Below are 10,179 nucleotides of genomic sequence, written 5' to 3' on the forward strand. Positions count from 1 at the left end.
CATGCCGCACTAATTCCCCTTACTAAAAATCTCCCCATCTCCCCATCTCCCCATCCCCCCATCTCCCCATCTCCCCATCCCCCCATCTCCCCATTTCCCCATCTCCCCATCTCCCATCTCCCCATCTCCCCACCCTCCCTCTAATTATGGGTATTCAACCTGACTTGATATTACTTCCTTTGCCATCCGTAAAAATTCTGAAATAAAAAAAATTATTTCTTGAAATTAGCGGGATTGCACCCATGAAAAAACAGTGATTTTTTCGATATTAATAGAAGTATTGGTAAATCCAATTATCAGTTAATTTCAAAAACTAGTTATAGCTCGGTAATCAGACGCTAATTACCAATTACTAATTACCAATTACTAATTACCAATTACTAATTACCAAAAGGGAGGATTTATTAGTTGCAGCCATAATCAGAATTGGCATAAAGATTCTTGCTGTAGCTCTTCAAGACGCTTTAGTAATGCACAATAATGATATTTTGGTCAAGGGAGTTTATGTTAAATTTTGTTACAAAAACTGTCATTCAGGCGTAAAATATGGAATTGAAGCCGAATAAATAGTTATAGGGTTAAAATCCCTGATTGGGCATTTTGCACCACCAACCTGACTTGACAATGGTCGTGAGTTCTCAGTGCTAAAGCCAATAAATCATCAATACACAAATTTGGTGAGTCTACACCCGGCTGGCAACATCTACTACAGATTATGCGAATCCTAATATATTCTTACAACTATCATCCAGAGCCAATTGGGATTGCCCCATTGATGACTGAACTAGCAGAAGGGTTGGTCAAAAGAGGCCATGATGTTCGGGTCATTACTGCCATGCCCAACTATCCTCAACGTCAAATTTATGAGGGATATCGAGGGAAATTGTATCTTACCGAACACATCAACGGTGTGATTGTAGATCGCTGTTATGTGCGGATTCGCCCGAAACCCAATTTGATCGACCGATTATTGCTAGAGGCCAGCTTTGTTGCTAGCAGCTTCCTCAAGGCTCTGAGTTCTCCTCGCCCTGATATCATTATTTTAACTAGTCCACCACTGCTAGTTTCCCTACCAGCGGCGGTTTTGGGGTGGATACACCGAACGCCAGTAATTCTAAATCTCCAAGACATTTTGCCAGAAGCTGCTATTAAAGTAGGCTTACTGAGCAACCAAGCTCTAATCCGTGCATTAGAGGTTGTAGAAAGGTTTGCTTACCGCACAGTCACCAAAATCAGTGTTATTGCTGATGGCTTTGCCAATAACCTGCGCAGCAAGGGTGTGCCAAGCTCTAAAATTGTCAAGATTCCCAATTGGGTTGATGTTAATTTCATCCGTCCCTTACCAAAAGAAAACAACTCCTTTCGCACTGCCCATCACCTTAATGGTAAGTTCGTTATACTCTACTCCGGTAATATTGCCCTCACTCAAGGTTTAGAAACTCTGATTAAGGCAGCATCTAGGGTGCGTCACGTTCGAGATATTGTGATTGTGATCGTCGGAGAACAGAAAGCCTTAGGGCGACTAAAGCAGTGCTGTAAGACTTGGGAAGCCAATAATGTTAAGCTGATACCATTTCAACCTCGGGAAAAACTACCGGAAATGCTAGGAGCAGCGGATGTGGGCTTGGTCATACAAAAGCACAATGTAATTTCTTTCAATATGCCCTCCAAAATCCAAGTACTGCTAGCTAGTGGTCGCCCCATCCTAGCTTCTGTTCCTGCTAATGGTACCGCTGCCAGAGCTATCAAAAAAAGCGGCGGTGGCATTGTTGTTCCCCCAGAGGATCCAGAAACTCTAGCAGCAACAATCCTAGAGTTGTATAAGGATCCGGCAAGAGTTACATTACTGGGCAACAGAAGTAGACAACATGCTCTTCAATATTATTCCTTCGATCAAGCTCTCAACCGTTACGAAGAACTCTTTTCTGACATTAACAATCAGCGGTTAATGGCAGCGGTTCAGAAGTCTTGATGAATCCTTTTTACTGATAAGGGAGCAGGGAGTAGGGAGTAGGGAGTAGGGAGCAGGCAAGAGGAACCCACCCCTAACCCCTCCCAGGAGGGGAAGGCAAGAGGCAAGAGGCAAGAGGCAAGAGGCAAGAGGGAAAAAATCTTGTTTACCTTATGAGGTAAACAAGTTGTGGATGTTAGGGAATAAGGAATAGCGATGCAGTGCTACTCCCGACTCCCGACTCGGGAGTCGGGGTAACTATGTGGAATGCACCTCATAAGTATGGAAAAGGCTATATCATAGTTATCAATTGCTGGAAATTACGACTACAGATCAATTTCATCTAGCTATCTCCCCATCTCCTCATCTGCCCATCTCCCCACACTTGCTACACTTCCCAGACTTCCCACACTCCCCCCTCTCTTTCCCTATTCCCTGTTCCCTGTTCCCTAACATCCCCCGACGCAGTACCTAACCCAATTGAGAACTGCTATAAAAACTATGACTCGAAATGCGTACGCACTCAATCCAACAATTCCTCCTCTGGAAAACGGTGACAGGCTGACTCAAGCTGAGTTTGAGCGTCGCTATGATGCCATGGCCGTTGAAGGTTTAAGGTTTAAGGTTTAAGGTTTAAGGTTTAAGGTTTAAGGTTTAAGGTTTAAGGTTTAAGGTTTAAGGTTTAAGGTTTAAGGTTTAAGGTTTAAGGTTTAAGATTTAAGGTTTAAGGTTTAAGGTTATACCAATTCTTAGCACTCACACGATTAAACATCAATTTCATCTGGCTATCTCCCCATTTCCCCACACTTCCCACACTTCCCCTGCTCCCGACTCCCGACTCCCGACTCCCGACTCCCGACTCCCGATTCCCGACTCCCGAGAAAGAGATACAATAAAATAATTTGCTTAAAAAACCATTCCGATGATGTACGATACGATCGTGGTTGGCTCTGGTAATGGAGCCTGTGGGTTTCTGAGCTATTACCTAGAAGCTGGTAATGACAGGTCTATCCGGGAGCGGGTGTTAGTCCTGGAGGAGGGGGATGATTTCTTCACTACTAGCGACATTACCCACCAGAACAACTGGACTAAGTCCTACGCAGAGGAAAAGGTATTCAAGTTGCACAATGCCCTGACCCCCAAGGGAATTCCGATTATATCGGGGCGGGCTTGCACTATGGGTGGTGGCGGCTCGATTAACTATACCATGATGCATGAGTCCTCGGAGTGGCTGGCGACACATATTGGTCAAACGGCAGCCTATTGGGACAGCCTGAAGGCAGAGTTGAATCAGAAGTTTGCTAGACCAAACCCAGCCACGGATCCGTCACCTGTTACTAAACAAGTACTCCAGGCGGCTGAGAAGGTTGGTTTTGTGGTGAGCACAGACGCTATCGACAATATTCCTAATTTGGAGGTCAGCGATACCGGCCTGTTGCACCTTTTTCCAACCCAGTTCAACTCATTTGGGCAGCGAACCCACAGCGGAGTATCGATTGTCGATTGGTTTGGCCAGGGCGTGGAGATCAAGACTAGGTGTAGGGTTGAGAGACTTGAGTTTTCTAAGGAAGAAGGGCAAAAACCACGGTGTTTGGCAGTACATGTTAAGTACCTGGACACGGGGATGACGGAGCGCTTGTCTCTGGATAGGGATGGTGGAAAGGTGATTATGTGCGCAGGGGGTGCGACGCCACGGCTGCTCTGGTCTCACCGCGAGGAATTGGGAAACGATCAGATCGGGGAGCATGTGAATGACCATATTGTCATGCCCCTGGGCATCTACGTCGTGGACAAGAGCATTGATGTTACCCCTCGGGATGTGTACATCCCTGTGTTTGCGACAACAGTATGGCAACCAGAACCAGAACAACCGGGACAGGAAACGGTTTGCTGCTTCGATTTCTTTTCCGGTAATTTTGAGAGGCTGTGGTTTATGATTGCCCACCTTTATCTGGCGTTCCTATTACCAAACTGGCTGAAGAAGTTCGTGATCAGGTTACCTTGGTTGTTTAATATCATCAAGAACGTGATTAGGGTGTTTCTTCAGGGAGTCAATTTCATCATTAACCTGTTGTGGGGACTTTATAACTTAGTTCAAGGCAAACCATGGCATGATGACCCAAGCTTGATTACTGCCGCGATTAAGTTTAATGCTGCTAAAGAGGGTTGCTATTCAAGGGAGGACTCTCGGATTGAATTAGATTTCTTTGGAGAAGAGGAACAATCCCATTTCAATCAGGATAAAGTGGTAGCTAACAGTGAGATTGCCAAGCACATGGCACTGTTGAACGGTTTGGGAGAACAGCCACATTGGTTAGTTAAGTGGTTTTTGCGACTGGTAACTAAGATGCCCTACGAAGAGAACCAGATTGAGGAGTATGTTGATGTTTACAGTCGCAGGTTTTTACTGTCGGAGCAGCACTTGTCGGGGGGATGCCTATTCGGTAAGGCGATTGATAAAGGACTCGACAATGCAATAGATACTGGTAAAGTATACGGGTCAGCTAATGTCTATGTGGCTGACCTTTCTTCTGTGCCCTTGCCCCGGATTAGTACGCAGATGACAGCTTATCTGGTTGGTTTCCATGTGGCGAAGAGGTTATGTGTGGGGAATGGGGAATAGGGAATAGGGAACAGGGAATCGGGAATCGGGAATCGGGAATCGGGAATCGGGAATCGGGAATCGGTAATTAAATATCTGATCGATATGATATAATCCCAGAAATTGGCCGCGAGCTAATTGCTAAACAAGAAAAGACCTATGGATCAGTTGTAGGTATCAACGGATATCTATAACACTATTTTGCTAAGTAGCTCCATAGTTGGCATCACTTCAGAGGATTCCAGCTTATATCTTATTGTCTATAAAAATTGCTAATAATCCTGGGTAGCCAAGTCATTGTTTCCTTTAAATCAATAATTAATAATGAATAATTCTCAATTTATAGATATGCTAATTAAAGTTCTTAATGCAGCAATAGAACAAGTTAAAGAAGTAAGGTATGCTCTTGGGGTTGCTGGCATTGCTGCTGCTGCTGCGCTAATCGGAATTTTCTTTAAAGGGAATTTAGTCACCGCTTTTATAGCGATTGGTGTACTATTTATATTTATGGTTATTTTGGTGATATTTGAAGCATTGCCCAAGCTAGTCGAGGGTCCGATTAAAATACCTGCTATAATTCTTAGCTGGTTTGTATTAATACTTTTCATTGCCACATCTATCGCCTTCTTATCGGCTGTATTTGTCGGCAAACCAAAACATATTTGTGAAATAGTTCTTCAAACAAAATGTCCCTCTGTAAATTCTTCTAATAAAATAGAACAAAGCGTAAGAGATAATTATGATGAAATGAAATATATATGGGGTTTATATAGAGGGATTAATGACAATTATGAATATGCTGAAAGGGTAAAAATAAGAGGTAATTTAGTTGGTGATAAAGCTGAAAAAATACTAGATAAAAATTTGAAAAAATTAGATAATGGCTACAAATTAATATTGGCTAAATATTACACTGCCTGTTTAAGCTATTCTATGGCTTCATCTGCATACGGTCCAACGCTAAATAATATAGAGATTATAGAAGAACTCAAAAAAATTGCTCGTCAAGCTGATCCTATGTGCCAAAAACCGTTTATTTTTTTGGAACAAAATAAAGGAGAAATATCTGTTGAAGCATCAAAAGGTAACCAATCAGCTTCAAAAGCTATAGATTGGTTTTATAAAAATGAAAAATATGAAGCAACTAAATATTATCATGCTATCAGCTTAGCGGTAAGACATAATTACAATGATGAGGTAACCAAGGAGCAAGTAATACAATTGTTTAAATCAATATCAAGGGAATATAGAGACAAAAATCCACCAACGCTTAACCGATTCTTAGAAAAAATAATACCCTCATAATAAGAGGACCTAATTATGTAGCATTTATCAGACTGATAAAGTACATTCAATTTTATTCCCCCCTTATTGCAGTCAGGGATGTTTGAGCCTAACTGTTTCGGTTCCCTAAACCTCCCGAGTTGCAAAAGTTTCGCGCCTGTTTTTCTAAAATTATTTGGGGATGACAACACGGTTAAAAAGGAGACAGGGTGTGGGATCTCGAGAAAATAGAAGGTAATTCAGAGTTACGTCAGCAAAAACCTTCCGTCCCCAACCTGATTCAACCGTCCCTTCTTGATTTAGCATGGTCTTGGGGAAAACTATCTTTGGCAGCGTTGCATGGCTACCAACGTGACATAGCAGCTACCTCATTCCCTACACCAATCACCCCACACCTAGTAAGGCTAATCATGCTACTTTTCATCCCGTCAGACAGCATTTACAAATAGGTCGTGAACAATCTTGCTGATTTTACAGAAAATCAAAAACTCCTTGGATCTATTTCCTACTATGACCTGTGCCCTGTTCTATGTTCGCTCTTTCCATCAATATTCTGTTTACATCTAAAATAAAAAGGCTAAATATTCAACACAACATTGAAATTATGATATGATTGAAATACAGAACATTGTAGGCTCCTTAGGGTCTAGTTAGATTAAAGCCAATAAATTGATTGGCTGGCAATATCATGGAAAGAATAAGAATTATAACCTCCCTAGCTGGTTTAGTAGTAGCTTTTAACCCAATCACTAGTGATGTTTCTGCTCAGGATTGTAATTCTATTGCGTCATTTGCTGATCGGGATCAAAAAATTAATTTTCAGAATCTAGAAACTGAAAATCGAATTTCCAAATTTAATCAAAAAATAGCAGCCCGTAGTGATAATGACTCAGAAGAAACCATGAAGCAAGGTCCAGATCCAGGAGATTTGGATATGAAAGGTCTAGATCCAGGAGATTTGTAGCCATCACGTCTTTTTTAGAGCTATGGTAGTCAATGATATGCTCCTATCCTATATCGACAGATACATAATCTAGATCAATAAATTTGAATTACCTAGGATTGGGGCGTTGCTTAATCATGGAATGATGTGAATACTTTTCTGGAATGGGCATCTTGCCCATTCCTAGTATTTTAGGGCAGGCAGGATGTCCACACTACTCATATTCATTCCTTCATTCAGCAATGCCAGGATTGGAGCCACCAATTCAAGACTCCCATCACCTAGTAACTATTCCATATTTTTCTAAATAGATAACCATTGACAGTAAACAGTAAACCCTCAATCCTCAACAAACTCCGGAATCACTGGTGGCAACATTTCAGATACAGTGAATAAACAATCTGAAAACTGTAACGGTAAAATTGTCTGATTATCTGCTATAATTACCTGACTTTGATACCCTTGATCAGTCGGTTTTCGAAAAACATGCAATTGACGATTACTTAAATCAATCACCCAATAGTCAGCAATTTTTGCCTCTGCATAATGGTTAGCTTTCAGTTCACAATCCCTCTTCAAGGTAGTATCAGCAACTTCAATAATTAAATAAATTTCTGATGGTGTCGGATGATGGTCTAGGTATCGCAGTTCATCTGGCATAACTACGGCTAGATCTGGTTCTGGTTCAGAGTAATTACTTAATTGAATTGGTAATTGTGTTTGAACTAACCCTTGCTCTCTTAAACGATTATCCAACAATCGGCGAGTGAGCCGAATCGCAGTAGCATGGGGAGTTCCCTGGGGACTCATTTGTCTAATTATCTGTCCTGCAATTAATTCAACTGGTTCATCCGGCTGCAAAATTCCCACCTTAGCCATCCGGTGGTATTCCTCAACCGTCCACAGGCGCAATAATGTTAAAGGGGTTTGAGTTGTATCCATGGTTGGGAAAAAGGGAAAAGGGAAAGAGTGGGGAGATAGGGAGATGGGGAGATGGGGAGATGGGGAGATGGGGAGATTTTTATGGCTGTTTCTGAATTATAGCACTACCCATTGCGGAATATATGTAAGATACAGCGGTTTTTAGCCTAATGAGGTACACATAATTTTTGCCCTGTTCCCTCTTCTTTCTTCCCTATTCCCTGTTCCCTGTTCCCTGTTCCCTGTTCCCTAAAACCATAAACTTTGTACCTCACCAAATTGAAAACCGCTATACAAGCTATTATGAATATTCAGGCTTTTATTTTAATTTATTCTATAATAATATCAATATTATAGTTAATTTTATCAACAACTTTACAAAAAAACGTGAGATAATTTTATCAATAAAAAAAACAAAAAATCAGGAGCAAGCAATGAGTAATAGTGACTTGTATGATCAGGACTTCGTTCTGTGGACTGAGACAACTTGCCAGCAACTCAAAACAAGAAACTTTGATGAGTTGGACATAGAGAATTTAATTGAGGAGATAACATCCTTGGGACGATTCGGCTTTCGCCGACGCTACGCGAACCGATAGACGAGAGCTTCAGAGCAGACTTAAAGTTTTGATGGAACACTTGCTTAAAAGGCAGTATGTGGATTCAGAAGATGATTATCGAAGCTGGGAAAATACCATCGAAGAGCAGAGAGAACAGATTAATATTCTGTTGTCTGAATCTCCTAGCCTCAAGCCTTATCTTGAATCAGTCTTTTCCGATTGCTACAGATATCCACTGAAGAAGGTTACCAGGAATTATCCATCTGTTAGTTTCCCCCATAATTGTCCTTTCACGTCTGATATTTTAGATCAAGATTGACCTATTCTAACTCCCGACTCCCGACTCCCGACTCCCGACTCCCTACTCCCTGAACTATAACCTATTACCACACTCCATGCTCGTTCTAAATCTAGCAAAAAAATGCTTAATTTGTCTGCTTCGGATTGCCACACCGCGAAATAATTAGCCATACCAAGGAGATAGGTTTGACTGTAAGAGTCTGGCAATTTCCGAATTGTTGATAAAGGCAAATCAATCATAGTGGGTAGCCGATCAACCGGTATGGCGCAGGCGTCTCCCCCGGGAGTTTGAACGATGATCAAAAATTCCCCAACATTGGATAAATCAATAGGGAATTGTCTAACAGCAGCGGTTTCCCCTAAACCTTGACCTAGGGCTACCTTAGCTTTACTAGGTTTGACCAGTATTGGTTTTAAAGGGAGCAGGGGAAAGGTTCGATTGTCTAGATGGATTAGTCTGTTATCCCTGGTACTCTCCCTAATGTTGCTGGAAAAATCCCTAACTTTCAAAACCACTTTCATTGGTAAGGCTAACCAATACTTAGCGATTTTAAATACAATAATTTGGACTTTTTTCATTTTCTTACTCCCTGCTTTGTAAGCTATCAGCTATCAGTTATCAGTTATCAGCTATCAGCTTTTGAATAAGCGATGCAGAGGTGCGACCCGTGGCGAATTTAATTCGCCTACGGAAAACGCACCATTACGGTCTTGGGGTTTTCCCCCGGAGACGAAACCTGATTACGTTGAGCCTTTATGGTTGGTAGGCTATGCAGATGCATGGTTAAAACTTATTGATTAAGGCGAGCCTGTCTTACGGTAACTTCAAACCACTCGCTATTGCATCAAGACAACAGGTAAACATTGGTTTAATCTGAGTGAAGTCACAGCGTCGAAGCCTGTGCCACAAAGCTGACAGCTGGGCGTTGCTTAATAATGGAATGATTTTAAGGGTAGGTGCGCGCCTCCAAGGCCGCGAGCAATCCCTCGCGGCCTTGGGTCGCACCTGTAGAATGGGCATCTTGCGTGGAATGGGCATCTTGCGTGGAATGGGCATCTTGCCGTGGAATGGGCATCTTGCCGTGGAATGGGCATCTTGCCGTGGAATGGGCATCTTGCCGTGGAATGGGCATCTTGCCGTGGAATGGGCATCTTGCCGTGGAATGGGCATCTTGCCCGTTTCATTTTCGGGCGGGCAGGATGCCCGCTCTACTCCGATTCATTTTTTGATTCAGCAACGCTGACGGCTGACCACTGACCACTGACGGCTGACCACTGATCACTGACGGCTGACGGCTGACTGCTGACCGCTGACGGCTTTATTAATTGTTGCTAAAATCTCTTCCTCTAAATACGGTTTAGTTAAATAAGCCATAGCTCCAAGTTCGGTAGCAAGTTGTTTGTATTTTTCTTGACTACGGGAGGTGAGCATAATAATAGGAATATCAGTTAAAGCTGGGTCTTGATGACTAAGACTCAAAAACTCAATACCAGGGTAATCGCATTGAATTTGGTATAAATTGTACTTGACAAAAGAAATAAAGAGGATAATCAAACTCGGCCTTGGCAACAATCGAAGCAGTTTTGGAGGATCTTATCAAGTTATCATCAGAGAAAT

General features: G+C 42.1%; 13 protein-coding genes. 9 read left to right on the forward strand and 4 right to left on the reverse strand.

From position 1 onward, the window contains the following. Positions 1–715: 715 nt before the first annotated feature. Positions 716–1,972 (forward strand): glycosyltransferase family 4 protein, encoded by a 1,257-nt coding sequence (locus F6K51_RS33485; RefSeq protein WP_293029226.1) that lies wholly within the window; start codon positions 716–718, stop codon positions 1,970–1,972. Here F6K51_RS33485 and F6K51_RS33490 read toward each other — a convergent pair. Next, positions 1,960–2,100 (reverse strand): hypothetical protein, encoded by a 141-nt coding sequence (locus F6K51_RS33490; RefSeq protein ID WP_293029232.1) that lies wholly within the window; start codon positions 2,098–2,100, stop codon positions 1,960–1,962. The two genes, F6K51_RS33485 and F6K51_RS33490, sit on opposite strands and share 13 nt — an antisense overlap. Before the next feature lie 352 nt (positions 2,101–2,452). On the opposite strand from F6K51_RS33490, the gene F6K51_RS33495 reads away from it, so the two are divergent. The 5 genes from F6K51_RS33495 to F6K51_RS33515 all read left to right on the forward strand — a co-directional run bounded on the left by F6K51_RS33495 (position 2,453) and on the right by F6K51_RS33515 (position 6,801). After that, entirely contained in the window at positions 2,453–2,581 is a 129-nt protein-coding gene (locus F6K51_RS33495) for a hypothetical protein (protein WP_293029234.1), read from the forward strand. Between the two features lie 292 nt (positions 2,582–2,873). Beyond that, a complete protein-coding gene (locus F6K51_RS33500; RefSeq protein WP_293029239.1) occupies positions 2,874–4,574 on the forward strand; it encodes a GMC family oxidoreductase N-terminal domain-containing protein in 1,701 nt (566 codons plus the stop codon). 303 nt (positions 4,575–4,877) lie between these two features. Further along, positions 4,878–5,858 (forward strand): hypothetical protein, encoded by a 981-nt coding sequence (locus F6K51_RS33505; RefSeq protein ID WP_293029244.1) that lies wholly within the window; start codon positions 4,878–4,880, stop codon positions 5,856–5,858. A 188-nt stretch (positions 5,859–6,046) separates the two neighbouring features. After that, positions 6,047–6,286 carry a hypothetical protein gene (locus F6K51_RS33510; RefSeq protein ID WP_293029249.1) on the forward strand — a complete coding sequence of 80 codons (240 nt, stop codon included), beginning with the start codon at positions 6,047–6,049 and terminating at the stop codon, positions 6,284–6,286. A gap of 239 nt (positions 6,287–6,525) precedes the next feature. After that, entirely contained in the window at positions 6,526–6,801 is a 276-nt protein-coding gene (locus F6K51_RS33515; protein ID WP_293029255.1) for a hypothetical protein, read from the forward strand. Between the two features lie 318 nt (positions 6,802–7,119). On the opposite strand, the gene F6K51_RS33520 is transcribed toward F6K51_RS33515, so the two are convergent. Then, entirely contained in the window at positions 7,120–7,722 is a 603-nt protein-coding gene (locus tag F6K51_RS33520) for a Uma2 family endonuclease (RefSeq protein WP_293029260.1), read from the reverse strand. 167 nt (positions 7,723–7,889) lie between these two features. Between F6K51_RS33520 and F6K51_RS33525 the strand changes: the two genes are divergently transcribed. Together F6K51_RS33525 and F6K51_RS33530 are read left to right on the forward strand one after the other, a co-directional pair. Then, positions 7,890–8,300, forward strand: a complete 411-nt coding sequence (locus F6K51_RS33525) for a DUF29 family protein (RefSeq protein WP_293029264.1) — start codon at positions 7,890–7,892, stop codon at positions 8,298–8,300. Between the two features lie 31 nt (positions 8,301–8,331). Beyond that, positions 8,332–8,580, forward strand: coding sequence for a DUF29 domain-containing protein (locus F6K51_RS33530; RefSeq protein WP_293029269.1), 249 nt, complete (start codon positions 8,332–8,334; stop codon positions 8,578–8,580). On the opposite strand, the gene F6K51_RS33535 is transcribed toward F6K51_RS33530, so the two are convergent. Beyond that, positions 8,571–9,140 (reverse strand): chemotaxis protein CheW, encoded by a 570-nt coding sequence (locus tag F6K51_RS33535; protein WP_293029273.1) that lies wholly within the window; start codon positions 9,138–9,140, stop codon positions 8,571–8,573. The genes F6K51_RS33530 and F6K51_RS33535 overlap by 10 nt on opposite strands. Before the next feature lie 378 nt (positions 9,141–9,518). On the opposite strand from F6K51_RS33535, the gene F6K51_RS33540 reads away from it, so the two are divergent. Further along, complete coding sequence (locus F6K51_RS33540; protein ID WP_293029279.1) at positions 9,519–9,791, forward strand: hypothetical protein; 273 nt, start codon at positions 9,519–9,521, stop codon at positions 9,789–9,791. Between the two features lie 49 nt (positions 9,792–9,840). On the opposite strand, the gene F6K51_RS33545 is transcribed toward F6K51_RS33540, so the two are convergent. Further along, positions 9,841–10,116 (reverse strand): response regulator, encoded by a 276-nt coding sequence (locus tag F6K51_RS33545; RefSeq protein WP_293029283.1) that lies wholly within the window; start codon positions 10,114–10,116, stop codon positions 9,841–9,843. Positions 10,117–10,179 lie beyond the last annotated feature (63 nt).

It is taken from the genome of Moorena sp. SIO3I8 (assembly GCF_010692325.1).
Taxonomy (GTDB): domain Bacteria; phylum Cyanobacteriota; class Cyanobacteriia; order Cyanobacteriales; family Coleofasciculaceae; genus Moorena.

Excerpts from the sequence above, each read along its gene's own strand:
- F6K51_RS33520 (WP_293029260.1), bottom strand. The coding sequence starts at position 7,722 with ATGGATACAACTCAAACCCCTTTAACATTATTGCGCCTGTGGACGGTT.
- F6K51_RS33500 (WP_293029239.1), top strand. The coding sequence starts at position 2,874 with ATGATGTACGATACGATCGTGGTTGGCTCTGGTAATGGAGCCTGTGGG.
- F6K51_RS33495 (WP_293029234.1), top strand. The coding sequence starts at position 2,453 with ATGACTCGAAATGCGTACGCACTCAATCCAACAATTCCTCCTCTGGAA.
- F6K51_RS33535 (WP_293029273.1), bottom strand. The coding sequence starts at position 9,140 with ATGAAAAAAGTCCAAATTATTGTATTTAAAATCGCTAAGTATTGGTTA.
- F6K51_RS33485 (WP_293029226.1), top strand. The coding sequence starts at position 716 with ATGCGAATCCTAATATATTCTTACAACTATCATCCAGAGCCAATTGGG.
- F6K51_RS33515 (WP_293029255.1), top strand. The coding sequence starts at position 6,526 with ATGGAAAGAATAAGAATTATAACCTCCCTAGCTGGTTTAGTAGTAGCT.
- F6K51_RS33505 (WP_293029244.1), top strand. The coding sequence starts at position 4,878 with ATGAATAATTCTCAATTTATAGATATGCTAATTAAAGTTCTTAATGCA.
- F6K51_RS33530 (WP_293029269.1), top strand. The coding sequence starts at position 8,332 with ATGGAACACTTGCTTAAAAGGCAGTATGTGGATTCAGAAGATGATTAT.